This window comes from Wolbachia endosymbiont (group A) of Longitarsus flavicornis, from assembly GCF_963931955.1.
Taxonomy (GTDB): domain Bacteria; phylum Pseudomonadota; class Alphaproteobacteria; order Rickettsiales; family Anaplasmataceae; genus Wolbachia.
In genome coordinates, this window is the sequence record NZ_OZ008337.1 from 608346 (window position 1) to 634843 (window position 26498).

Genomic DNA, 26498 nt, shown 5'->3' on the forward strand with positions numbered 1-26498 from the left:
TAACACTTCAATCTTATAAAATAAATTAAAATCTACACTAGATTTCTTGCATAACCATATAAAAAACCAAAGGATGTCATCCCAGTGCTTGACTACTCAGATCCAGAAAATTTAACTGCAAATGAGCACATCAAGCAGTTGTATAATGAAGACTGGATTCCAGCGTCACGCGCTGGAATGACAAGAAAGAGGTACCAAAAAGAGACCTTTGCTTGTCGCCTTAGTAGCCATTCTAAGTACCTATCATAGAATGTCATCCCAACTAGGAAGGGTGTCATCCCAGTGCCCTGACTACTTGGATCCAGGAAAGTTTGCTTGTAAGCAAGCAAACTAGCATAGAAAGTGGTTACAACGTTTTCGATGAGATTATATGGAAAACTGGATTCCAGTGTCAGCTACTTGGATGACAGGAAAAGTGATCACAATTACTTATTCTCTTCCTTATTATCTATGTCTTGATAATCAGAATCTACTACTTTTTCTTCTTTATCATTTGGATTTCCTTCTGATGAAAAGCCATTTTCAGCACTATTTTGTTGAGATGCTTGATACATAGCTTCTCCAAGTTTCATAGATAATTGAGAAAGATTAGTAACTTTCTGCTGTATTGAATCAGCGTCATCAATGTTATCAGATTTACTAGCCTCTTTCAGCTCATTCAGTGCACTTTCAATAGCAGATTTATCTTCAGGTGAGACTTTATCACCATACTCTGTCAGAGACTTTTCTGTAGAATGGACTAAACTATCCGCCTGGTTCTTAACTTCGATGAATTTTTTACGCTTTTCATCCTCGTGAGCTTTTTCTTCAGCTTCTTTCACCATGCGATTTATTTCATCATCAGATAGACCACCTGAAGATTGAATGCGTATTTTTTGCTCTTTTCCAGTAGCTTTATCTTTTGCAGAAACGTGCGCTATTCCATTTGCATCTATGTCGAATGTCACTTCAATTTGTGGCCTTCCGCGCGGAGCAGGAGGTATCCCTTCCAAACTAAACTGACCAAGTAGCTTATTATCAACTGCCAGTTTTCTTTCACCCTGATGCACCTTAATTGTAACAGCTGTTTGGTTATCTTCTGCAGTTGAAAACACCTGAGATTTTTTAGTAGGAATTGTGGTATTACGTTCAATAAGTGGAGTAAATACTCCTCCTAGAGTTTCAATACCAAGAGAAAGTGGAGTCACATCAAGTAGTAATACATCTCTTACATCACCTTGAATGATCCCCGCCTGTATTGCAGCTCCAATTGCTACAACTTCATCAGGATTGACTCCTCTATGTGGATCTTTGCCAAAGAATTCTTTAACTTTCTCTATGACTTTTGGCATACGAGTCATGCCACCAACAAGAACCACTTCGCCAATTTGACTAGCAGACAAACCAGCATCCTCAAGAGCTTTTTTACAAGGAGCCATAGTTCTTTCGATTAAATCATTCACTAAACTTTCAAGTTTTGCTCTCGTTAATTTCATATTTAAGTGTTTTGGGCCACTTGCATCAGCTGTAATAAACGGTAGATTTATTTCCGTTTCCATTGCGCTTGATAATTCAATTTTTGCTTTTTCAGCAGCTTCTTTGATTCTTTGCATAGCCATTGGATCATTTCTCAAATCAATGCCATTACTTTTCTTGAATTCATCTAGTAAATAACTCACTACTCCATTATCAAAGTCTTCACCTCCAAGATGGGTATCACCGTTTGTTGCTTTCACTTCGAAAACTCCATCACCTATTTCAAGTATTGAAACGTCAAATGTACCACCACCAAGGTCATATACTACTATTGTGTGCCCATGTTTCTTATCAAGACCATAAGCAAGTGCTGCAGCAGTCGGTTCATTTACTATTCTGAGTACATTTAATCCGGCAATTTTTCCTGCATCTTTTGTTGCTTGACGTTGAGAGTCGTTGAAGTATGCTGGCACTGTTATCACAGCATCTTTTACTTCCTCTCCAAGATAAGCTTCTGCTGCCTCTTTCATGTTTTGTAGTATAAATGCACCAATTTGGCTAGGAGAGTATTCTTTATTATCAGTTGTTTTAACCCATGCATCACCATTTTTTGCTGCAAACACTTTATACGGCACGTTTAGATTTTTCATTTCAGAATCACCGTATTGACGGCCTATTAATCTCTTAGTAGCAAAAAAGGTATTACTTGCATTGGTGGTTGCTTGTCTTTTTGCAGGAGCGCCAATCAACCTTTCTCCTGACGAAGTAAATGCAACTATAGATGGGGTAGTTCTTGCCCCTTCTTTATTTTCTATTACCTTTGTATCCTTGCCCTGCATTATTGCAACACAAGAATTTGTTGTTCCAAGATCTATGCCTATTGCTCTTCCCATAATGAGTACCCCATTGTAAATATTATCTGATATAAGAATATATAAGTATAGGGCTTATTAATTACAAGCCCAATTTAGGAGTTCTAATTAGTCATTAGAACTTAAAAGGCGCGAAAGCCACTTAGTCAGCCAAAAATTGCCTCGTAGTTTATTTGAATTATCAGCTTCTTCATTGCTGCTATCCCCAATTTGGTATCCAGAGTTCTGTAATGGCTTATAACCGTTTAAATTAACATCATCTCCTTGTTTTAAAACAAATGTGTTTACATCTAAACTGTTATCAATACTGACGTTCAATGTAATATTAAACTCTTTTTCGATTGTAGAAACTGTATTCCGTTTATTATTAAAAATGTGCGCTATAACTCCACTGTGCGCTACTAAATCAAAAGACTTATTTCGATTCTTGTTAGCAATATGTTGTAAATCCCTTAGTATTGATGAAACAATTACTTCGTTTGATTTTATTCTTCCAGTACCTTTGCAGTGTAAACATTCTGTAGTATTAATTTCTTGTATATTTGGTTTAATTCTTTGTCTTGAAAATACCATTAAACCAAAGTCATTTATGTAGCTCAATTGAACTTTAGCTTTATCGTCTTTAAACGCTTGCTTTATAGCAGACTCAACAGCTCTGCAATACTGATATTTCAACATATCAATAAAATCGACTACTATTAATCCTGATAGGCCCCTAAGATTCACCTGTCTTGATATTTCAGGTACTGCTTCCATATTGGTTCTATAAGCTGTTTCTTCTATGCTATCTTCTCCTGTCATCTTTCCTGAATTTACGTCTATTGAAACAAACGCCTCAGTTAAAGTTATTATCAAAGACCCACCAGATGGCAATTCTACTCTATTGCTATATAACTCAGAAATTTGATCTTCGATTCCGTAATAAGTAAAGATCGGAACATAACCTCTATACAATCTATAGCGCAACTTACTACCTTTTAGTGCATTGTTAGCATATTGCCTAACTGCTTCAAAAGCTTCCTTTCCAGACACTATAACTTCTATACCATCACTACAAAAATCACGAACAGATCTCATAATTACATCTGCTTCATTGTAAATTAATGATGGAACGTTTACAGAGAAGGCATTTTTTTGAATGCTCTGCCATAGTGAGGATAAGTAATTGTAATCCTGCTCAATTTCTTTCTTATTTTTTCCTGAACCAACAGTTCTTATTATTAAACCTGATCTTTTTTGCAAGTTTATTGAACTCAGTATCTCCTTTAACTGCTTTCTGACATTAGCATCTTCAATTCTGCGAGACACTCCACCTTTACTCATGGAATTTGGCATGAAAACACAGTATCTACCCACTAAAGTTATGTATGTTGTAAATGAAGCTCCTTTATTGCCTCGTTCCTCTTTAGTTAGCTGAACCAATACTTTTTGATTTACTGAAATAACATCTTGTAATTTGTATTTTTTATATAAAGGTACCTCTCTTACAAAACCACTACCTGACTCGTTGACATTCTTACTAGCTGCAGAATCTGAAGAGACATTTGCTATGGTATCGTTCCCTTTTTCTGTATAATCGTCATTTGAGTAGCTCTCAAAGAGAGTTTCCTTTTCTTTTTCTGGAATATTGAAGTAATCTAGAGATATCTCGGAAAAAGACAAAAAACCTTGCTTATTTTTTCCATATTCGATAAATACGGCTTGCAAAGAAGGCTCTATACGCTTTATATAAGCAACGTATATATTACCTCTTAATTGTTTTTTTTCCTTGAATTCTTGTTCAAATTCTACAACCTTATTATTAACTGATAAGGCAACTCTTACCTCATTAGAACAGGTAGAATTTTCTATCAATAATAACCTTTTACCACTATTTGCCACTTATTTACCGTTTGCTTTTCATTCTGAAGTTAACTTCATGCTACTTAATGCACTGTTGATTGTCAAGAATTTTACGATCTGCATTATTCGGTTGACTTTTAGTGTTTTGCGTAATAAACTCGCATAGAATTTATTATATCATTATAAGTATGGCGAAAAAAAATGCTTCTTTGCTCGTTAAGTTAGTTAGCACTGCAATCAAGACAACAAAAACTGGTGAAGAAAAATCAACAGGTTATTTTTATGTAAAAAAGCGTAATCCAAAAAAGCTCACCAAAAAACTGGAGTTTAGGAAGTATGACCCAGTAGTCAGAAGGCATGTGTTATTTAAAGAAGAAAAACTAAAGTAATTTTTTTATAAGGGATTTTATTATTATGCAAAATTTACAATTAAGTTATCCTATAATAGTAGAGTTGGGGGATGTGAAAGATACAAAACTGAAATTAATAAAGATCATTGCACAATTAATAAGTAAGAAGTACACAACACAGAAAAAAGCAGCAAACGCTCTAAAGATTGATCAACCTAAAGTATCTCAAATCAATAGGTCAAAAATCGAAGGGTTCTCCTTAGAATACTTGCTTAACTTATTGATTGTATTGGGCCAAGACATAAACGTAAGAATAAAGCATAATTCTAAACCTGCATAATATGGTATCCGTTCAGCCAATGGCGTCAACTTAAGGAAAAATATCAGCGATAGTGTATAAAATTTCTCTCTAAAACTTTTACCATTAAATTATCCAGAAGCCGCAGGAAACAGCACTTTTGTTTCTATTTTATTTCAACAAAGAAGTTTAAAATGTGTCCTTTTTAGGTGAAACATGCAAAAAGGAAAAATTTTATTCTACAAATTAAAAATATAATATACTCGAAAGCTTTTCAGAGAATCCATTGTGTTGGAAAAAACAGTTTTACACGAACAAGAAAACTTCCTTTTTCGACAGTATTTTCTATGATTTTAAAGTTAGTTAAAAAAAGTTTGGGAATAGAATGTGAACTTATGGAGCCATTGACATGTAAAACTCCACCCTCAAAGCAAGCTTTTTCTAAAGCAAGGTATAAGATTTGCCATACAGGCTTTCAAGAATTATTAGAGCTAAGCATCCAAACAGCCTATCAGGATGAACCTGAGTATGGAACTTGGAGAGGCTATAGACTTATTGCAGCAGATGGTTCTGGTATGAGATTACCCAGCTCTGAGGAAATTGTATCCGAGTTTGGCCGCTTTAAACCAAATGGAACAACAGGCACAATGCCACCATTGGCAATTTGTTTGTTGATTTGTGTACTTCGCTGATTTGTAGTGCTCGTCTTGCGGCTTGGAATATAGGTGAACAAACGTTGGCGGAAGAGCAATTACCCGAAGTTATCACTCAAATGCGTTCATTAAATCAAAAGAAATTATTATTTATCTATGATCGTGGTTATCCTTCAGTAAAATTCATTCAGCAGCATTATGATTTGGAAGTAGATTTTATTTTTCGCTTGCAAAAAAGAAATTATAGCAAGCTATGGGAACGAATTGCATCTGGAGAATTAGATTTCGATTTTATATTAGAAAATGAAAAGCTAAAAAATAAAATGAAAGGACAGAAAGTAAGAGTTATAGTGCTGACATTAGCCAACGGAGAAACAGAGGTATTGATTACTTCACTTTTTGACCGAGTAAAATTTACTTTGGAAGATATCAGCAAAGCTTATGTGTTAAGGTGGCATATAGAGGAGTGCTATAAACGACTCAAAATAGGTGCAGAATTAGAGAATTTTTCTGGCGTAAATTTAGAGGCTGTATTACAAGAATTTTGGGCAAACTTAGTCATGTGTAATATATTGTCGCTTCATATGTGTGATGCACAAGGGCCTTGGAATCCAGATCAAATTGCTGAGTATCGTTTAAATTTTTCAGTTTTATTTGGTGTAATGAGGCAGAAACTCTATCAGGTACTTATTGGAAATTGTTCGCCAAAAAACTTTCAAGCCCTTTTTGATAGAGCAAGTATACGCGCTAAAGTTAAAATCCGACCAGGACAGCCGCGATAAGGTAGATAAGCCCAAACGCCATCATGTCTTTAGGAGAGTTTGCTAATGGAGGCTCTTAAGTTGACGCCATTGTCCGTTCAGCGGAGTGGCAAAATAAGGTAGACAAGATAAATCAATCCCGGTGTCAAGCACTGGGATGACAAGGTATAAACCTTATCGTCATGCCGCCGCGAACCGTCATACCGCGATTCATTCGCGGTATCTCTAGATCCCGCTAACAAGTAGCGGGATGACGGTTATCAGGCCAGCGCCCCTACGATGTCATCCCAGTGCTTGACACTGGGATCCAGGAATTTTATTAAGTTAGTAAGCATAAAAGTAGCCGTTTTATGTTAAAATACAACGTTTTGATGATTATGAAAAAGCTGGATTCCAGACTGGAATGACACCATTTGTTGTAAACTCACTTCTTCTTGATTTGTAGAACAATAAAACAGTAAACTAAAAGGGAACTTATTACTCAACAAAACAAGACTTAAAATTTTGTGCAATGCTATTGATTATAGCTAGATATGCATCTTTTCCAGGCTCTATGTCTGATCCAATAGGATCAAGAACTACCATTTTTGCGTCATTAGAAAGGGCGTTAGGCTTTATGCTATCTTCCTGTGAATGAGCAAATATACATTTAACGTTTTCTTCCTTCATTATCTTTTTTAGCTTCATTAAACTCTTCATACCTATGTAAGAATCCTCTTCTATAGAAAGAATAGCGCTTGGATGATTTAGACCGAAATATTTTTCAAAATATTGATAAGCATCATGAGTAACGATGTATTTTTGATTTTTAAAATCATTCAGTTCTTTCATGATTTCTTTTACTTCTTGGTCTATTTTTTTTATAGCTTTTGTTGCATTAGAACTGTATCGATGGGAATTTCCTTTATCTATGTCAGACAATGTTGCACTTATAGAAAGTATCATGCTCTTTGCATTTTCGGGACTCAGCCACATGTGTAAATCTTTTTCATCTTGAATGTGAGTGATTTTTCTAGAAAATGAATGTGGCCGAGTAGGAAGTAGGTTGATTGCCTTTGACAATTGCACTAGTTCTTTATTATTTTTGGCGAAAGTTTGAACAAACGTCTCTAAGTTATCGTCAACATAAAATATAACGTCACTTGATTCTAAATTACTCGCATCAGATGGCTTTAATATATAATTATGCGCAGATGTTGCATAGCCAAGCAATTCCGGTTCTAAAATCCCTTCTGTAACAGAAGCTACAAGTGAGTGGATAGGTTTGATTGTAGCTACAACTTTTAAATTGGATGAAAAGGCGATATTATAGTATAGTGTAAATGAAAGTAATAGAAACAAAGTCAGTAAATGTCTCATATAAACGTTGAGAAGAAGTTAAATTTTGTCAATAAATTAAATAATGTCAATAATCATGTTCTAAAAATAGAAAATCTTGCTCTCACATATGATGGTAAAAGAATCCTTGACAATATCAATATGTTCATGGAAAGAGGAGACGTAATTACAATACTTGGTCCAAATGGTGGAGGTAAAACCTCTTTAGTGAAAGCAATTGCTGGCATAAATAAAAGCTGTACCGGTAATATCGTATTTGCTGACAACATAAAAATTGGCTATATGCCGCAAAATTTTAGTATTAGTAATTTGATGCCAATAACAGTTGAATATTTCCTTTTAAATAGCTCCTTGAAAAGACTAAAGAAAAATCAATCCATTATTACAGAAACGATAGAGTTGGTTGGTATCGGTAACATTTTGAAGAATCAAGTGTTAGAAATTTCTGCAGGGCAAACACAATTATTGCTACTTGCACGTTGTTTAATTGCAGAGCCTGACTTGATCATTCTAGATGAGCCAGTTAGTGCAATGGATATTAACGCACGGGCTAAGTTCTATGATATTATAAGCAAAATAGCAAAAAACCGATTAGTGTCGATTCTTATGACTTCTCATGATCTTAACTCTGCTCTACCATCCTCAGATTACATAATTTGTATAAATAATACTGTCTACTGCCAAGGCAAGCCTGATGAGATTATGAAAAATAGAACCCTAAATGAAATATTTAGCAGTTACGCAGCGAAATGATTCAAAATATTTTGCGTCTTCTGCACATAACTACAGTGCTGACGCGTTACAATATATTACCTTATTTACTTCCACCATCAAAGAAATCAATAAATAAGATACAAGGCCATAAACTAAAGCGTGCTCTTGAAAAATTAGGTCCGGTGTTCATTAAGTTTGGGCAGTCTATCTCATCACGTACTGATGTTTTAAATGAGGATATAACAAATAACTTGTTATTGATATGTGATAGATTGCCATCATTTTCACATAAAATAGCAGTTAAAACTATAGAAAGTGAGTTTAATTGTAAATTGAGCGACATTTTTTCAAGCTTTTCTGAAAAGCCAATTGCAGCAGCATCGATTTCTCAGGTGCATAGAGCGGTTACAACTGAGGGTAAAGAAGTTGCTGTGAAGGTTTTAAGGCCAAATATTGAGAAAACATTCTCAAGGGATATAAAGATGCTTTCTTGGCTTGCGGAAATTGCAGAAAAATTTAGCGAACAATCAAAAAGGCTGAAGCCGATTGAATTAGTCAAAACTTTTGCTGAAATTTGCCGATTAGAGTTAGATCTACGTTTTGAAGCTGCTCACTCTTCGGAACTAAAGGAAAACACAAAAAATGACAGAGGTTTTTACGTACCTGAAGTAGATTGGAATAGAACTTCGAAAAAGGTTTTAACATTAGAATGGATAGAAGCAACGCCAATATACGAAGTTGAAAAACTGAATAATCATAAGCAAATAGCTATCAATCTTATAGAATCGTTTTGTAATCAGGTATACAGGGATTGTTTTTTTCATGCTGATATGCATCCTGGAAATCTAATGGTTGATAGTAATAACAATATTATTGCTCTGGATTGTGGAATCATGGGTAGAATAGATCGTGAAACATGCTATTACGTTATAGAGATACTCAAAGGCTTTTTAAATCGGGATTATGATCACGTTGCAAAAATGCACTTTAAAGCTGGTTACGTTTCATCACAGCATAGAAATTTTGTCACAGCTTGCAGGGCAATAGGTGAACCCATTATTGGGCAGCCTATACAGAAGATTTCATTTGCTAGTTTACTTGCTCAGCTATTAAAAATAACTGGTGATTTTGATATGAAAGTTCAAACACAATTGTTATTGCTGCAGAAAACTATGATTTTACTGGAAGGGACATGTAGAAAGATCTACCCAGAAATCAATATGTGGAAAGTAGTTGAAGCGTGGATAAGCAGTCAACATGAAAGTAAAATAGGGTATAGGGAAAAAATTAGAAGTTCTTATCCTGTAAAAACAATCCAAGGGATATTTAGCCTTATAGAAAAATTAAACCTAATAGCTGATAAAAAATTAGAAAACATCCAAATTAAAAATAAATCAAATGGAAAAGTCTATTTTTTACTGTGGTTTGTAATTATAATTCTAATCGTTAAACTTTTAATTTCTTAAACTATGGGAAAAAACTGCGTCAAGCCCAATTTTTATTCAACTTAATTTTTGTATCTATTCAGGGGCATCGCAAATATTGAAGCAAAAATTCCAGTGCTCCCTTTCTTGTTATCCCAGTGCTTGACACTGGGATCCAGATTGAGCACTAAGTTGGTAAACACGAAAGCGCTTTACAACGTTTTTGATGGAACTGTGCGAAAGGACTGGATTCCAGCGTCACGCGCTGGAATGACACCTTCCGTATAAATATTAAAAAATTTACCAAACGAAAAAAAGGCAAAAGAAACCCTAGTCATTAGACTTCTTTCAAAATTCATGTATGGAGCTCAAAATTGTGAATTGCAGCAATCAAATTAAACCTTAAACCAAAACGTTTTCGTCGGTTTCTATACCTGTCCGAGATGATTTTAAACCTTTTCAATAAGCCAATTACGTTTTCAACAATTGCCCTTTGGCTCATAAGTGCCCTGTTCTCTTTTTTTTGTTCTTTGCTTAACGGATTCTTTTTCATTTTCCTGTGCGGTAATACAACATTTTTGTGTATCTTCTGCATTCCCCTGTAGCCGGCATCAGCTAAGATTTTGGTGTCCGGTAATATTGCTACCTTTGATTCTCTAAACATCCGAAAATCGTGTTTTCTACCATTCGAGAAAGATGTGCATATGACTTTTTTACTCTTCTTCTCTGTTACTATTTGTGTTTTTATAGTATGCCTTTTTTTCTTTCCAGAGTAGAAGGGCTTTTGCTTTTTTTTGGTCTCTCTACTGGCGTTTCAGTTCCGTCTATTACTAAAACTTCATATTCTACATCACTCTTTAATAGCTCTTTTTTTCCTGGTAATGCAAAATCTGGATGTTTTATTAATATGTCTTCTACCTATCTTATTATTTTAAAACTGTTACTTTCACTCATGCCATAGCTTTGCCCAATATGAAAATATGTACGATATTCTCTTATATATTCCAGTGCCATAAGTAGCCTGTCTTCTATGCAAAGTTTACTTTTTCTTCCACTTCTAGCTTTTTTTCTTTTATCCTCCACTTCTAGAATTTCTACCATTCGCTCAAATGTTGCTTTTTTTACCCCTGTTAAACGTCGAAACTTTTCTCCTTCTAACTTTTCTATTTCCTTATATTTCATGCTTTCAAATACTTCATCTTACACTCCCTCTAACAATTTTGAAAGAAGTCTATTGTCTATTTTTAGTATTGGCGTTTTTTAAGTCTTAAACACTGCAATTTAGCTGCTTTTAAATGCAACTCCCCTTAGTTTAAATGTTTAAGAAATTTACTAAGCAGAAAAAAAGGCAAAAGAAACCCCATGTTAGCTAGTTGTCACTCTCTAATCCTGCAAATTGGCGTACTATACTGTCTTGAACGACTTATAAGCGCGTTTCAGCTTGTGTAGGTAAAAACCTAGAAATGTTGTGAAGACATAAGGTGCACATAGTGCAAAAAATTAAACATGAGACGCCAGATACGTGAGTTTTTTTGTCATTTAATCTGTACAGAGAAGATAAATAAATAACTTCAGTTTCATGATAAGGAGGCTGGCGGAGTTTGTCAAGGAATTTTTGTGGCTGCGCTGGAATGACAGATTGCAATACCTTACCTAGGTGCACAAAAAAATTTTAACGCTTAACACATTTTTCATAGTACACACCATATAATTGATAAATAAAATAATGAATAGATTTATATAATTTTTAGAGGCTACTAATGGTCAACGATAAGATTACTTTGAATTTTGAGATAGAAAAAGGTGAACCTATAGATCGATACTACTTTTCTGCACGTATAAAGCTTACAGATGGAAGCAAAAATTTTTTGCGTGAGAAGCTTGGCAGTACAATTCAACTCGATAATCTAGATGATCACTTCAATCTTAACCATGAGAATTTTTATATCTACTACAATAAATATAGTGAGTACAATGGTAGAAGCGAACTATACGTTAGGGATGATAACGGTAGATCTTTAACTTCCAATCTTCCACTTAATCACTATGGATTCTCAATGGAACTATCATCTGATGGGGCGTCAATCGTAGATTATGGTTTTTATCCTTTAGCTGTAATTTATAATCCAAATCACTATGATAAAGCAAAGGAAAAAGTATTTGATGATCATGGTAAATTGTCACCAATTGCATCAAATATGTTAGATAATTTTCTAAACAATAAAAACAACTTAACCACACAAGATGTATTACAAAATGTATTCTCACAACTGCAGAAGGAAGCTGATGAAGAAGCAGAAAGATTGGCAAGAGAAAGAGAAGAAGAAAGACAAAGGGAGGAAGAGTTAAATGAAAAGAACGAGGAATTAAAAGAACTTATAGAAAAGGATGAGATTAAGATATTTAAAGTGGTAAAAGGTAATGATATAGGTAGCGGGCGTTCAGCAGTAGTTTTACAGTTCACTGCAGAAGGTAAGGGAACAAATGAAGTTATCCTTGATTCAAATAAATACTATATAGCAGAATACGAAGACAATGAATATTTACATTGCGTTAGTTCTGGTTATGATATGCTAGTTGATCATGAAAACTTGTTTTTTGTGCTCAATAAAAGCTCCTACTCTGGCTTTGAAAGTGGGTTTTATTCAGCAGATAGCACTGATCCCCATAATTATGCTAAATATTCAAAGGAACCATATTTGAGTGGTGACCAGCTATCTGAAAAATTATCTAATGAATTGGAGGAAGATAGCAATCAGATAGGTACTGAATTTACAATTGATGATGAGCAAGTAGATGAAGAAGTTGTGGTAGAGAGTGAAATTAAATCTAGGAGGAAAAAAGTGGCTGAAGAGAATGATAATAGTACGGAAGAAAGTGATAACTCAGTAAATACTCAAGCAAGAAAAGAAGACCAGACCATGAAACCTCAGGTGTCGCAAGAACTCATGCAGAACTTATTTCCAAATACAGAGAATGTAACAATAAATAATAACCTGACTATAGAAGTGAAGTATGGTGAAGGTATGGAAAAAGGTTATACATATGACTACATGAAGGATGCTTTAAAAGAAGTTTACGAGGATTGGTGTGATAACTTCTATACACAAAAAAGCAATAATGGGGGGCCTGCAAAAATACAGCTTTATATTTTTAAAAATGATGATGACTATGAAAAATATATTGAGGAATTATCAGGTGAGAAGTTTTGGCGTGGTGGAACGGTAAGGGAACACGAGCCTGATGGCACTATAGCAAAAACCTTCATATTAGGAGGGTCCCTCCCGTGTTCGAAGTCTTTATACCTGATGGAGCAAATGAGCGATGCGTTTCTTGAATATGCTACTGGCAATCTGGATGCTGTACCTCAGGCTTTGCGTAGTGGTATGGGTGGTTTTATGTGGAACTATGGTTTTGCAAAACAGGGTAAAAACGATATGTATTACATGAAAGATGCACTTAATGAGATGCGAAAGCTAGGTTGTACCACTCCCTATGATATAATTAATGTGAGCAAAAGCCTTTATGCACCAGGTTGTCTTGTACGATTTTTGCAGGATAAGTATCCATCCCTGATTAATGATCTGATACGCAACAATAGTAAATATGCTATTAAAGCAGAGCTGGAAAAGAGGTTAAAAAATCCAGAAATTGAAAGAGAATTCAAAAAATGGATATTAGAGCAAAGTGGTGAAAAAATCATAGAGGATCTTGTGCCTAATAATGATAGCATGTTACTGGAAAACTATAAAATTAAAGTGGATATAAAATATGATGGAAAAAATTTGAGTAATGAAAAATTAGAAAGTATAAAAAGCACTATACAAAACTCTATAGAAGATTACGACTCAACATTTAATGTTAATGCACCTTGGTATGACAGAAACCTTAGTGTTTTTATATTTAACACAGAAGAGGATTATCAAGACTACTTAAAAGCATCAAAAGGAAGCAGTTCCTACATGAAGTCTTCTGGTATGACAACTATCGAACGTCATAATTTTCATGTACATCTGTATATTCAGAATAACTTCGAAGATTCATGTAAAACTTTGAAGCATGAAATGGGTCACGCTTTAAATATCATGAACTCTTATTATGGCACAGGTGTTGACGTACCGCTGTCAATGCACGAGGGTATAGCGAACTATGTTGCTGATTTAGAAAATGGCAAACATATCAATGATCATGGAGATAAAGAAGCCTTGATTGCGATAAGAAACAAAGATCTCAAACCAGATGAGATATTGCGCAATAATATTCAGAGTAATAGAGGAGAACATTATCATTCAGACGCTGAACAAGTGATAAAATTTCTTGAAGATAAACACCCAGATATGATTGATAATTTGCTAAAAAACCTTTCTACACGTGGTACAGATAGATCTCAAGGTAGTAAATTAGTTGAGGATTTTTTGACTAAGCTAAAAGGTTATGATCAAGAGTTTAAACAGTGGGTCGAGGTTGAATTGAGCAGTGAAAAACATTCACAACATAAGTACGTGAAGGTTAATCAACCAGATTATGGTAGTGAAGCAGAGAAAGCCCAAAATGAACAGGAATCATCTCATCTGCCAGCAAACCAAGAAAAAACATCTCAAAGTGCAGGCGAAGGCCTATCTGGTTTATATACTTCAATGCAACATGCAAGTAATGATAAAACTAATGTAGAAGAGAAGACACCTAGATCAAATGTCAGTAAAGAAGATGGCATGCAACTTGCTAATGAGAAAAGGAGCAAAAGAGCCTTAGAAGAGGATAAGAACGAACAAGAAGAAGTCGTCATGAAAAGCGTTATAAACAGCATGAAAGATAATACACAGGAAAACCTAAAGCACCCTTTAAAGATAAAGATAGGTGAACCTATTGAAACGGGAAAGTATAAGGCAGTGCTACAAGCTACAGGTGAAGACATAGATAATTTTTATCAAAACTTAAATAGTCAATACACCGCTAGAAAATACGATTATGATCAAATGATTACTCTGTATAAAAAAGTTTATGCACGAGATTCTAGTTATGATGAAAAACTGATGATTCTTCCTGATGCATATGTTACAAATAATCACCTGTTTATCAAAAATTATGATTTTGGAACTCTAAGTGATTTCAATGAGATGTTCTATAAAAGTGATGAGTTAATTTGATCAATACTAACACAATAAGTTAAGTTTAATAAGTATATAATTAAAATATTAATTGCTTAGTGGTGTAAATTGTTGTAATATTAGCTAATATAGTTAATATTTTAAATAATTAATATGCCAAAATACGTTAATAAATATGTCAATCATATTGATGAATCCAGTATATTAAGAGTCTATACCTCTAAAGATAACTCTCAAATTAAAGTATTTTTCAAAACTGCAAATGAAAAAATTGATAGAATTTTTTCAGGGCAAGAAGTAGTGAAATTTTTAAATAAAACTACCAATATAAGAGATCATGAAAACAAATCTGCCATTAGTAAAAATGTGGAACAAGGCATCATTAGAGATATAGAAGGTATACATAGAGAGAATGGTAGATATGTATATAAAGCACCAGTTTTATTACCTAGTAAACAATACAAAGAACTGTTTAAAAGTGAGAAAGCTATTCAATTCAATTTGAATGATTTTATGTCAGATAGCATATCAAAACTTGTACACTTAAAAGATAGATTTGAGGAAATTTTGGGTTTTGATCCTGAAGAGGGCCTATGTCATCCATTAAATTATTTTATTACTCTTTTAGAATTAAAGAATATGGAAGACTTTGCTGGATTTCTCAGGTCTGCTGATGTTGTACCTGAACAAGATTTTATAGATTATATTGATGGAAGAAAAGAACAAACAACTGAATTGTTGATGACGCAGATCTTGTTGCAATTCTTACCTATTCTTCATATTCAGAGCATTGAGAGACGTGAGGGAGATCAATTTTATGACAAGACAATATATGAACAAGAGTGTAATGATTTATCGTCAACAGAAGTATGGGTTCATATTAATCAAGAAAAAGTCAAGTGTGCTTTGGATAATATAGAGATAGAATGCTACTTAGAATTTAATTTCTCCTGTTATGCTTGTAATGAAGGAGGTAGTGATGACGAGAATATTGCACATTCTATGTTGGTATATAAAGCAGAGAATGGTAAATACATATTTTTTGACCCTAATAGAGGAGCAGTTGGCTTTTGTCCTAATACAGGAGTTGCTAATTTTACATCAGAGGAAGTTTGTAGGGCAGTAGAACTGGCTGTAAATTTTTATTCATATAATATGTATATTGAAAATTCTCCAGACTATTGTGAGATTTACGTTACACTTAGAAATGCAACATTAATGTTAAAGAAAGCTGAGGAACTTTATGAAACAACAGAAAGAACAAACTCAAAAATAGTTGATATATCAGTTGATAACAATACTGGTAAATTGTTGCTTACACCTATAAATCTATAAATATATACAATTGCTATAAAGGTTTATGCATATGCCTTTATCTTTAAGATTAGACTTCTTTCAAAATTGTTAGAGGGAGTGTAAGATGAAGTATTTGAAAGCATGAAATATAAGGAAATAGAAAAGTTAGAAGGAGAAAAGTTTCGACGTTTAACAGGGGTAAAAAAAGCAACATTTGAGCGAATGGTAGAAATTCTAGAAGTGGAGGATAAAAGAAAAAAAGCTAGAAGTGGAAGAAAAAGTAAACTTTGCATAGAAGACAGGCTACTTATGGCACTGGAATATATAAGAGAATATCGTACATATTTTCATATTGGGCAAAGCTATGGCATGAGTGAAAGTAACAGTTTTAAAATAATAAGATAGGTAGAAGACATATTAATAAAACATCCAGATTTTGCATTACCAGGAAAAAAAGAGCTATTAAAGAGTGATGTAGAATATGAAGTTTTAGTAATAGACGGAACTGAAACGCCAGTAGAGAGACCAAAAAAAAGCAAAAGCCCTTCTACTCTGGAAAGAAAAAAAGGCATACTATAAAAACACAAATAGTAACAGAGAAGAAGAGTAAAAAAGTCATATGCACATCTTTCTCGAATGGTAGAAAACACGATTTTCGGATGTTTAGAGAATCAAAGGTAGCAATATTACCGGACACCAAAATCTTAGCTGATGCCGGCTACAGGGGAATGCAGAAGATACACAAAAATGTTGTATTACCGCACAGGAAAATGAAAAAGAATCCGTTAAGCAAAGAACAAAAAAAAGAGAACAGGGCACTTATGAGCCAAAGGGCAATTGTTGAAAACGTAATTGGCTTATTGAAAAGGTTTAAAATCATCTCGGACAGGTATAGAAACCGACGAAAACGTTTTGGTTTAAGGTTTAATTTGATTGCTGCAATTCACAATTTTGAGCTCCATACATGAATTTTGAAAGAAGTCTATTGTTTATCAAGTATAGACATCAGCTCGTCCCATTCTCTTTTACCAATATTACTTTCTTCTCTAGTAACGTTTTCCCCTTTAATTAATTTGCGAATTATTTCTAGACCAGTTCTTGAAATACAGGCTGATTCTAGGCAATATTCAACAAAGGCATTGTAGGCCAATGGGACCCATTTTTTTATTATATCCAACATAACTTCTGCATAAACTCTGATTTCATATTGGGCATGCTTATCAGCTCTAAGCTTCAAAAAATGAAGGAGGTTGTGCAGATCTATTTTCCAATAAAATTGCGTGTAGTAATTAAGCGTTAGGTTAGTTCGGGCAATTTCTCTTGCAAGCCCCTGCTCAATAAATTTTTCATAATGAAAATATACTAAATTAGAGTCATTTGTTAGAGAATCTATTATTTCCTTTGAGGTATCTGGATCAAAAGCTTCCCCACTACCTTGTTTATTATTGTCAGATTGTTTTGCAACTTGTTCTGGTTTAGGTGTATAAAATTCATTATCAAGTATTGAATACCTTGCTGAATATTCATTCACATTTGCAGTTCTATGCCTTATCCATTGCCTTGCAACAAAAATTGGAAGTTTCACGTGAAACTTAATTTCACACATTTCAAATGGAGTTGTATGATGATGTCTCATTAAATACTTTATAAGTGCTTCATCCTGACTTATCTGTTTTGTTCCCTTGCCATAAGAAACACGAGCAGCTTGAACTATGCTACTGTCAGAGCCCATATAATCCACTACTCGAATAAATCCATGGTCTAATACCTTATGTTCTTCATATAAGATTCCATCTATTTCTTTTACTGTAGTTCGTTTGGTTGCTTCATTCATAAAATATCCTCAAGATGAAATGGAGATATCAGCTCCACATGAATTGAGTTTTTCATGCATTGCTTCATATCCTCTCCATAAATGATGTGAATTGTTTATTATAGTTTCTCCACCGGCTACCAAAGAAGCAAGCACCAAAGCTGCTGTTGATCTTAAGTCAGTAGCATATAGATTAGCTCCAGACAAGCTTTTTATTCCACTTATAGTAGCTTTACTTTTTTCGATGCTGATATTAGCGCCTAACTTTCTCAATTCATCTGCATGTGCAAATCTGTTTTCAAAAATATTCTCTTCAATTACTGATATCCCATCAGCAATGCACATTGCAGACATTAGTTGTGGTTGCATATCACTGGGAAAGTTGGGGTATGGATCTGTCGCAACGTTAGCAGATTTAATAGAGCCATTTTTTCTGAAAATAACAATGCCCCCATCATACAGTTCAACCATAGCTCCTATAGTCTCCAACTCATTTGTAATACACCTTATATCAGATAGATTTATTCCTTCCAGCTCCAGCTTACCGTTAGTTATTATGGCGGCCAGTGCATAGGTGCCTGCTTCTATGCGATCTGGTATTATTTTATGAACACATCCATTTAATTCTTCAACTCCTGTTATTGTGATCCTTGTATCACTAATCTCAATATTAGCACCCATTTTCTTTAGGAACTCTATTAAATCAAGAACTTCCGGCTCCGTTGCAGCATTGTTTATTATTGTCACTCCTTCTGCAAGTGTTGCTGCCATTATTACATTTTCTGTTGCACCAACGCTTATTTTCTCAAGTATAACTTCTTTTCCTTGTAGCTTTCCTTTCACTGTTGCAATTATATTACAGCCTTCAACTTCAATTTTAGCTCCCATTTCTTCTAATGTTTTGATATGCATATCAACAGGACGCTTTCCAATATTGCATCCACCAGGAAAGACTGTTATGATTTTACCAAATCTACTGAGAATTGGACCTAGCATTAAAAGAGATGCTCGCAGCTTACTTGCAGTTTCATGTGACATTACGTGATTGTTGATATTACCGCAGTCAATTTCCAAAGTATGATTTGCTTTATGATCTTTATTGCGTGTAAAGTTCACTTTCGCTCCAAGACTCTCAAGCAGCTTAGACATTAGATGCACATCAATTAAATCAGGTACATTATGCAAAATTACCGGGAAGCTACTCAATAGACTTGCTGCCATTATTGGTAAAACAGCATTTTTTGAGCCATTAATCTTGATTTTTCCGACCAGAGGTTCATGGTTACTACTTACTAATATTTTGTGCATTTAATTAAGCTAGATCTTACTGAATAAGTATAGTAAATCGACAGTAAAAGGCAAATTACATGATAGTGTTTGGTCTAAAAAAACAGAATTGATTACACTTGTCCAAAGATGAGCGATGCATTAGTGCCACCAAAACCAAACGAATTAGAAAGTGCATATTGAATTTTATGCTCTTGAGCTTTAAGCGGTACAAAATTTAAATCACATCCTTCTGAAGGTTTGTGTAAATTTAAGGTTGGCGGAATAATTCCATTATTTAACGCAAGAATACTAAATATTGCTTCAACGCTCCCTGCAGCACCAAGTAAATGTCCTATAGAAGATTTAGTTGAAGAAACAGGTATTTTATAAACGTAGTCACCGAATAACTGTTTCATTGCTATTACTTCAATTTTATCTCCAAGTGGCGTTGAAGTTCCATGTGCATTGATATACCCTACTTGATTGGGATTAATTTGTGCGCTCTTTAAAGCAAGCTGCATTGCCTTAAATGCGCCTCTTCCTTCTGGATGTGGTGCTGTAATGTGGTGCGCATCTCCTGTGAGTCCGTACCCAACCAGTTCAGCATGTATTTTTGCCCCCCTTTTTTTTGCATGTTCGTATTCCTCCAACACCAATATACCCGCTCCTTCACCCATAACAAAACCATCGCGTTCTGCATCCCATGGTCTTGAAGCTTCTTTGGGTTTATCATTGAATTTAGTTGATAACGCTTTCATAGATGCAAAACCTGCAATTCCAACTCTACACAGTGCACTTTCTGCTCCACCTGCAATCATAACATCCGCTTCACCAAGTTTTATAGTTCTTGCTGAGTTTATGATTGCATGCGCACCTGTTGCACATGCGGTTACTGCTGAATCGTTTGGACCTGTAAATTCGTACTTAATAGAAATATGGCCAGATATCAAATTTATTAGACTTGCAGGGACAAAAAATGGACTGACACGTCTGGGTCCCTTTTCCTGCATGGTAATTACATTTTCCTGAATTGATGGTAAACCACCTATACCAGAGCCAATAGTTACGCCAACACGTTCTCTATCTATTTTTGAATCTTCTAAAGATGAATCCTCCACAGCTTGAATCGCTGCTGCAATGCCGTAATGAATAAAACGATCCGTTCTTTTTAGATCTTTTTTAAAAATATAACCTACAGGATTAAAATAATTCTCAATATTATCGGATTGCACAGGCACCTGCCCTGCAATCTTGCAAGCAAGATCAGAAGAGTCAAATCTATCTGTATTGATTGCTTTTATGCCAGACTCACTTTTTATTAGCCTTGACCAAGTGTTGTCAACACCTGCCGCTAGTGGAGTGATTAAACCAACACCAGTGATTACTACTCTTCTGCTCATTTAACACTAACTATTAGCCTTTTTTACTATTAATGTACTCAACTATTTGCTCCATAGTTTCCATTTTTTGTGCGTCTTCATCTGGAATTTCTATTCCGAACTCTTCTTCTGCCGCCATGATGATTTCAACTGCATCTAAACTGTCTGTACCATGCTCCGAAAGCTTTGAAGAGCTGTTGAATTTCTCTACATCCTTACTAATGTGCTCTAGTATAATCTTTTTCACTTTTTCTTCTATGTCTTCTCTAGTGCTCTTTGCTAGTTCGCTATTCACATTTCTTACCAAAAAAATAACCTATTCTTTGATGTTATAAAAAATTTTTATGTTTGCAATATCTTTTATAACTGGTAAACTACAGTAAAATTTTCTACTGCCCTAGCTGGCTAGCGTTACGTGCTAAACAATTAACAATTCAAAAATGCTAGACGAAACAACAAAAAATTTGCTTATTGTAGAAGTAAATAAACTTTTACCAGAAAATAGCGAGAATAAGCTTATATCAGCTATGCGTTATATACTCCTTGCTCCTGCAAAACATATACGCTCCTTTTTAGTCGTAGCTTCATCGCAAGTGTTTAACGCGGAAGCTAAAAAAGTAATATCAGTTGCTGCAGCAATTGAATTTGTTCATGCTTACTCTCTAATTCACGATGATTTACCGTGCATGGACAACAGTGATACTCGCAGAAGCCAGCTAAGCTGCCATAAAAAATTTGATGAAGCAACAGCAGTGCTTGCCGGAGATGCACTACTTACTCTGGCTTTTGAGGTATTATCTTCGTTAAATGAGAAACGCTGTGAGATCATAAAAGTTCTTTCTCAGGCAATAGGAATTAGGGGAATGGTGGGAGGACAGGCTTTAGATATTAACAGTGAGCATATAGATTTTAGCCCCCAACCCTCTGTCATTCAAGTAGCGGACACTGGGATCCAGAAGGCTTTGCCTACAAGCATTTCGTGCAAAAAGCCATGCGATAGTGGAGCTGAACATGAAATGGATTCCAGTGTCAGCTACTTGAATGACACCCTTTCTACCTTAAAACTACAACATTCGTACGGCTGTATGTATGACGCTGGAATGACGTCGGGCCAAGCTGATAAAATAAAAGAAATTCATTTGATGAAAACCGCAAAACTATTTGCAGCTTCATGTGAAATAGGTGCTATAATAGGGGGTGCTACAGACAAGCAACGTAAAGCGTTATATAACTATGGAATAAATCTAGGGCTTATCTTTCAAGCTAAGGATGATATTGAAGACTACGAACAAGATAAAACAAATAATCTTATGTCTGTGCTTGGTAAAAGTGAAGTAGAGGACTATATAGACGGCCTCTTTAAACAAGGCTTGGATAATTTGAGTGCGCTTTCAGGGGATACTAATTATTTATATGATTTATTGAATCAAGTAAAGAAAGATGGTTAGAAAAATTATATTACAAATGCTTATTTCCGTAGTAATGATTCTCACTTTAACTTCTGCTTTTGTGTTTACTATTGTCTATATAAACAAAGGTAAACCGGAAAAAAAGGACAAGCTTTATGAGATAAATGCCACGCATGGTGGTTTGATACAGACGATAGCACATTACCTAGTGAAGCCAATACTTGAATCAGCACTTGACCGCTATATTGAAAAGCATGGGCTGACAGAATATTTAGAAGAAATAACGCAGCAAAAGGAAGAAGATTCAATAAATTTTTATGAAATTACTGAAGGCAGTGGCAGCAAGGCTTTTTGTGGCCTGGAAGTCCTATTGCAAATATATAAAATTTCTAATAATAACTCAGCAACACTCCCTAGCAAAGTTTCTGATGTTACTTTGAAAATAGGTCAAGATGACCTAAAAGAAGTGAGTTTAGGGGTAATAGGTATGAAAGAAGGCGGAGAGCGTGTAGTTACTATTGCCAATGAGAACAAAATGAATTTTAATTCTTATTACGTCAAACTGATCGAAGTAAAGGATAAATATCCCGACTCAGTAAATAATCTGATGGTTTTTAATGACTTAATTAACAAGACTGGAAAACAAGTAAGGTGCGGTGATGAGATATCGGTTAAATATAGCGTAAAGGAGCATAATGGGGAATATATAGTCAAAGATCAAACAGTGCAATTTAGGGTTGGCGATAAAAAAATACCACTTGCTATAGAGCTTGGAGTTGTGGGAATGAGAGCTGGTAATAAAAGAACTATTCTTTCTCCGCCTGACCTTTTGACTATTACTGACGATATGTTAATAAAAGATATAGATTATGATGAAGAAAATATCTCAATAATTGACTTAAGCTTAGATGTTAAGCAAGAGGTCGCAGCACACCATTCTACTGTTGAAAAACAGCCCAAGGAATATAGCTGAAATTTTAGGTCTACTGGCTGATCTTCTGAACACTCTCTATACTACTTAAAGTAGGCTTCTTGTTTGTAACAGTTCACACTTAATTAAACAGACTAAATTCTGTAATTTTAGGATATTGAAAAATTTACCTTACGTTGTCATTCCAGTGTGTGACGCTAGACCATAAAAATTCCTTGACAAACTCCGCCAGCCCTCTTATCATGGAAGTGAAGCTATTTTATTTAACTTCGCAATCTCTGCAGCAGATTAAAATGACAAGAAAACTTGTATTTGGCGTACTATTGTTTAATTTTTTGCACTATGTGCACCTTATGTCTTTATCAAATTTCTAGGTTTTTACCTACATAAGCTGAAACGCGCTTATAAAGCGTTCAAGACATCACCCAACGTCAAATTTTAAAATAGAGAGTGTAATAACTAGCTACCACGGGTTTTCTTTGCCTTTTTTTTCTGCCTAGTAAATTCCTTAAACATTTAAACTAAGGTTAGTTGCTTTTAAAAGCAGCTAAATTGCAGTGTTTAAGACTTAAAAAACGCCAATACTGAAAATAGACAATGACTAGGGCTTCTTTTGCCTTTTTTTTTATTTGGTAAATTTCTTAAACATTTATGGCTAAACGACAACCGTCATCCCGCTACTTGTTAGCGGCTAAGGGATACCGCGAATGAATCGGGGTATGACGTAGGACTGCTGTCATTCCAGCGCGTGACGCTGGAATCCAGTTCTTATTACCTGGTGTAAAGTTAAGTTTCCTGGATCCCAGTGTCTGGGCACTGGGATGACACCTCCGGGCACTGCCGTCATAAAGGAACCAGTGTCAGCTACTTTCATGACACCCTGACAACCGTCACCCCGCTACCTGTTAGCGGGATCTATCCGCGGCGGTATGACGTAGAAGCTATACTTTTATACTCACCAACCCAGTATTCCAATCTGGATTGTATCTTGTCGGTAAAAAAGAAGGGCTATTTGAGGAAGTTTTTATAGGACTAAAACTAAAGAAAACTTGCATATAAGTTTATCAAGATGTAAAATTAGAGTTGTTTTAAAAGAATAGGTCAATTATGAATCTTGTAACAAAATCTGCTATCGATTTTACTGCTTCAGCTGTTCTCTCTGGCGGAGAAATTGTTGATGATTTCTGTCTGAGTAAGCGCATAAAAAATAAGTATGCTGTCCTTTTTTTCTATCCACTTGATTTTACCTTTGTCTGTCCAACTGAGTTGATATCATTTAGTAATAAAATAGAGGATTTTTCAAAACGTGGTGTTGAAGTTATAGGAGTAAGTGTAGATTCAAAATTTTCACATTATAAATGGCGAAACACTCCAGTTAATGATGGTGGTATTGGAGAGATTAGCTACACTTTAGTGTCTGATATCAAAAAGTCTATATCAAAAGACTATGGGATCTTATATGATGACTCAATTGCGCTGAGAGCAACTTTCGTTATTGATGATAAATTTATTGTACGTCATCAATCGATAAATGATTTGCCTTTAGGGCGTAATATCGATGAATTCGTTAGAATCGTTGATGCAATTAAACATAATGAAGAGCATGGTGAAGTATGTCCAGCAGGGTGGAAGAAAGGTAAGCCAGCAATGCAGGCAAGCGATGAAGGAGTAGCTGATTATCTAAACTCATACAGTGAAGAATTATAGATTTAGTACAAAAGTTCTTATTATTGGATCCGGGGCAGCGGGTTATGCTGCCGCTATATATGCAGCACGTGCAAACTTAGAGCCAATTGTAGTAACGGGAATGCAGCCTGGTGGTCAGCTTACAATTACTACAGATGTTGAAAACTATCCTGGTTTTGTTTCAATACAGGGTCCAGAACTAATGGAGCAAATGAGGTTGCATGCAGAAAAGGTTGGAGCAAAAATAATAGATGATGAGATAAAAAGCGTTGAACAACTTGAGGATTTTAATGAGTATAGATTTAGATCTTCTGGTAATATCAATGACTACTATTCAGATGCAATTATAATTGCATCTGGTGCGCAAGCGAAATGGCTTGGTTTGGAGAGTGAAAAGAAATTTCAAGGTTATGGAGTTTCAGCTTGTGCAACTTGCGATGGCGCATTTTTTAGGAATAAAGTTGTAGCTGTGATTGGTGGTGGAAATACCGCTGTTGAAGAGGCGATATTTTTAACTCGATTTGCCAAAGAAGTGCTATTAATACACAGGCGTGATAAATTGAGAGCGGAAAAAGTAATGCAAGATAGACTCTTTAAAAATGATAAGATAAAAGTGATATGGAATCATACCGTAGAGCAGATTCTTGGAGAAGAAAATCCAAAAAAAGTTACTGGTATTATAGTTAAATCAACGGAAGCTCAAGAGTTAGAAGTGGATGGAGTGTTCATTGCAATTGGGCATGCACCAAATACGGGTATTTTTAAAGGCTTTGTTGAAATGGGTGAACAGGGTTACATAATTACAAAACCTGGAACAACTTTAACTAGTAAAGCAGGAGTGTTTGCTGCAGGTGATGTTCAAGATAAGGTATATCGTCAGGCAGTAGTTGCAGCAGGAACAGGATGCATGGCTGCGCTTGATGCAGAAAAGTTTTTGGAGTCGTAGTTAATTCTAGGATTTTAGATAAATTGCTTGCAATTTTCCTTTTCTTTTACATAATTATGTTAGTAAATTATTAGATGGGTTTAATATGCTTTATGGAGAGAATAGGACAAATACTAATGGTTACAGATATCAGAGAACTCTAGATGCACCGACACAAAAGTTATTTAAAGCTATTGATGATGAAAATCTAGAAGATTTTAGACAGGCTATAGAAGAAGGTGCGGATGTTTATGCACGTGATGAGAAGAACATGAGACCTTTGGAGTCTATAAAGGATAAGTTAGTGAATGTTTTATCTAATAAGAGTGCCTGTGCTGTTAGCAGTGATAAGCAAAAAACTACGTTAAAGAAAATGACTAAATTGCTTACTACAAAACAGTTATTTAAAGCTATTGGTGATAAAAACCTAGAAAATTTTAAACAAGCTATAAAAGAAGGTGCGGATGGTGTGCCGTAGAGACACAAAGAATGTTCAAGTAAGAGCAAACTAAGTGCAAAAGCTGCACAGTAGATGAGGGTAGGTCCCTCGGAGCCGGTTTACAAGAGCAGGCTTCAAACAACCATAAGCTGCTTTGGTAAAGAGCCAAGGTAGTGAGCGTTATGGAAAAGGCATAATTATATGTCATGTAAGGAATAGAGAGATGAACGAAAGTGAACCACTGATGAAGTGTCGAAACCTTTTAAATGACGTCAAAACCAGGGGGTCGTTTGTAACCTGGGATAAATCTATCGGGAGCTTGTTTACTGGATAGATGGCGTCCGGCATAAAGGTGGCATGAATCTATTTCAGGCTATTGTGTGGAACTACGGGAACCTGTCGTTTCGATGATAAGGGAGAAATCCAAGGAGCTAAACTCTAAGGATGAGAGTACCGATGCGAAAAACAGGGGCGGATCAGCTCGTAGTAGTGAAGAAGTTTCTGTAATGGAAATGGAGCGAAGGAGCTGAGTTATT

Annotated in this window: 19 protein-coding genes and 4 pseudogenes; 15 read left to right on the forward strand and 8 right to left on the reverse strand. The window is 35.1% G+C overall.

Going from position 1 to position 26498, the window contains the following annotated elements:
• Nucleotides 1–69: 69 nt before the first annotated feature.
• Nucleotides 70–183 (forward strand): annotated as a pseudogene (locus AABM58_RS07850) (WPE palindromic element domain-containing protein); the annotation flags it as partial.
• Between the two features lie 242 nt (nt 184–425).
• Here AABM58_RS07850 and dnaK read toward each other — a convergent pair.
• Together dnaK and AABM58_RS03030 are read right to left on the reverse strand one after the other, a co-directional pair.
• Nucleotides 426–2348 (reverse strand): molecular chaperone DnaK, encoded by a 1923-nt coding sequence (gene dnaK, locus AABM58_RS03025; RefSeq protein ID WP_338406297.1) that lies wholly within the window; start codon nt 2346–2348, stop codon nt 426–428.
• A gap of 87 nt (nt 2349–2435) precedes the next feature.
• Nucleotides 2436–4208: an Rne/Rng family ribonuclease gene (locus tag AABM58_RS03030; protein WP_338406298.1), complete on the reverse strand. Its 1773-nt coding sequence runs from the start codon at nt 4206–4208 to the stop codon at nt 2436–2438.
• A gap of 149 nt (nt 4209–4357) precedes the next feature.
• Here AABM58_RS03030 and rpmG point away from each other — a divergent pair, with 149 nt between their 5' ends.
• The 3 genes and pseudogenes from rpmG to AABM58_RS03045 all read left to right on the forward strand — a co-directional run bounded on the left by rpmG (nt 4358) and on the right by AABM58_RS03045 (nt 6298).
• Nucleotides 4358–4558 carry a 50S ribosomal protein L33 gene (gene rpmG / locus AABM58_RS03035; protein WP_015589280.1) on the forward strand — a complete coding sequence of 67 codons (201 nt, stop codon included), beginning with the start codon at nt 4358–4360 and terminating at the stop codon, nt 4556–4558.
• A 25-nt stretch (nt 4559–4583) separates the two neighbouring features.
• The gene (locus AABM58_RS03040; protein ID WP_213863160.1) at nt 4584–4859 is read left to right on the forward strand and encodes a helix-turn-helix domain-containing protein; all 276 of its coding nucleotides are present in this window, start codon (nt 4584–4586) and stop codon (nt 4857–4859) included.
• A 167-nt stretch (nt 4860–5026) separates the two neighbouring features.
• Nucleotides 5027–6298, forward strand: a pseudogene (locus AABM58_RS03045) (IS4 family transposase).
• 410 nt (nt 6299–6708) lie between these two features.
• On the opposite strand, the gene AABM58_RS03050 reads toward AABM58_RS03045, so the two are convergent.
• Nucleotides 6709–7590 carry a zinc ABC transporter substrate-binding protein gene (locus tag AABM58_RS03050; protein WP_338406299.1) on the reverse strand — a complete coding sequence of 294 codons (882 nt, stop codon included), beginning with the start codon at nt 7588–7590 and terminating at the stop codon, nt 6709–6711.
• On the opposite strand from AABM58_RS03050, the gene AABM58_RS03055 reads away from it, so the two are divergent.
• Nucleotides 7582–8322: a metal ABC transporter ATP-binding protein gene (locus tag AABM58_RS03055; protein ID WP_338406300.1), complete on the forward strand. Its 741-nt coding sequence runs from the start codon at nt 7582–7584 to the stop codon at nt 8320–8322. The genes AABM58_RS03050 and AABM58_RS03055 overlap by 9 nt on opposite strands.
• Complete coding sequence (ubiB, locus tag AABM58_RS03060; protein WP_338406301.1) at nt 8319–9749, forward strand: 2-polyprenylphenol 6-hydroxylase; 1431 nt, start codon at nt 8319–8321, stop codon at nt 9747–9749. The genes AABM58_RS03055 and ubiB overlap by 4 nt, the downstream gene beginning before the upstream one ends.
• Nucleotides 9750–10062: 313 nt before the next feature.
• Here the strand turns inward: ubiB and AABM58_RS03065 are convergent.
• Nucleotides 10063–10889, reverse strand: a pseudogene (locus AABM58_RS03065) (IS5 family transposase).
• A 578-nt stretch (nt 10890–11467) separates the two neighbouring features.
• Here AABM58_RS03065 and AABM58_RS03070 point away from each other — a divergent pair.
• The 3 genes and pseudogenes from AABM58_RS03070 to AABM58_RS03080 all read left to right on the forward strand — a co-directional run bounded on the left by AABM58_RS03070 (nt 11468) and on the right by AABM58_RS03080 (nt 17079).
• Nucleotides 11468–14854, forward strand: coding sequence for a hypothetical protein (locus tag AABM58_RS03070; RefSeq protein WP_338406302.1), 3387 nt, complete (start codon nt 11468–11470; stop codon nt 14852–14854).
• Nucleotides 14855–14968: 114 nt separating this feature from the next.
• The gene (locus tag AABM58_RS03075; RefSeq protein WP_338406303.1) at nt 14969–16150 is read left to right on the forward strand and encodes a hypothetical protein; all 1182 of its coding nucleotides are present in this window, start codon (nt 14969–14971) and stop codon (nt 16148–16150) included.
• Nucleotides 16151–16252: 102 nt separating this feature from the next.
• Nucleotides 16253–17079: pseudogene (locus AABM58_RS03080) on the forward strand (IS5 family transposase).
• A 14-nt stretch (nt 17080–17093) separates the two neighbouring features.
• Here AABM58_RS03080 and thyX read toward each other — a convergent pair.
• The 4 genes from thyX to acpP all read right to left on the reverse strand — a co-directional run bounded on the left by thyX (nt 17094) and on the right by acpP (nt 20867).
• Nucleotides 17094–17945, reverse strand: a complete 852-nt coding sequence (gene thyX / locus AABM58_RS03085; protein ID WP_338406304.1) for an FAD-dependent thymidylate synthase — start codon at nt 17943–17945, stop codon at nt 17094–17096.
• A 9-nt stretch (nt 17946–17954) separates the two neighbouring features.
• Entirely contained in the window at nt 17955–19232 is a 1278-nt protein-coding gene (murA, locus tag AABM58_RS03090; protein WP_338406305.1) for a UDP-N-acetylglucosamine 1-carboxyvinyltransferase, read from the reverse strand.
• A 92-nt stretch (nt 19233–19324) separates the two neighbouring features.
• Nucleotides 19325–20593, reverse strand: a complete 1269-nt coding sequence (fabF, locus tag AABM58_RS03095; RefSeq protein ID WP_338406306.1) for a beta-ketoacyl-ACP synthase II — start codon at nt 20591–20593, stop codon at nt 19325–19327.
• Between the two features lie 13 nt (nt 20594–20606).
• The gene (gene acpP / locus AABM58_RS03100; RefSeq protein ID WP_338406307.1) at nt 20607–20867 is read right to left on the reverse strand and encodes an acyl carrier protein; all 261 of its coding nucleotides are present in this window, start codon (nt 20865–20867) and stop codon (nt 20607–20609) included.
• 145 nt (nt 20868–21012) lie between these two features.
• Here acpP and AABM58_RS03105 point away from each other — a divergent pair, with 145 nt between their 5' ends.
• The 6 genes from AABM58_RS03105 (at nt 21013) to AABM58_RS03130 (ending at nt 26492) form a co-directional block, all read left to right on the forward strand.
• Entirely contained in the window at nt 21013–22020 is a 1008-nt protein-coding gene (locus AABM58_RS03105; RefSeq protein ID WP_338406308.1) for a polyprenyl synthetase family protein, read from the forward strand.
• On the forward strand, nt 22013–22954 hold the full coding sequence (locus tag AABM58_RS03110; protein ID WP_010963087.1) for an FKBP-type peptidyl-prolyl cis-trans isomerase: 942 nt from the start codon (nt 22013–22015) through the stop codon (nt 22952–22954). Before AABM58_RS03105 ends, AABM58_RS03110 begins: the two co-directional genes overlap by 8 nt.
• Before the next feature lie 1065 nt (nt 22955–24019).
• Entirely contained in the window at nt 24020–24619 is a 600-nt protein-coding gene (locus tag AABM58_RS03115) for a peroxiredoxin (RefSeq protein WP_338406309.1), read from the forward strand.
• Nucleotides 24606–25544 carry a thioredoxin-disulfide reductase gene (gene trxB, locus AABM58_RS03120; protein WP_338406310.1) on the forward strand — a complete coding sequence of 313 codons (939 nt, stop codon included), beginning with the start codon at nt 24606–24608 and terminating at the stop codon, nt 25542–25544. The genes AABM58_RS03115 and trxB overlap by 14 nt, the downstream gene beginning before the upstream one ends.
• 85 nt (nt 25545–25629) lie before the next feature.
• Nucleotides 25630–26001, forward strand: coding sequence for a hypothetical protein (locus AABM58_RS03125; protein ID WP_338406311.1), 372 nt, complete (start codon nt 25630–25632; stop codon nt 25999–26001).
• 368 nt (nt 26002–26369) lie between these two features.
• Nucleotides 26370–26492, forward strand: coding sequence for a hypothetical protein (locus tag AABM58_RS03130; RefSeq protein ID WP_338405986.1), 123 nt, complete (start codon nt 26370–26372; stop codon nt 26490–26492).
• The last annotated feature ends 6 nt before the right edge of the window (nt 26493–26498 follow it).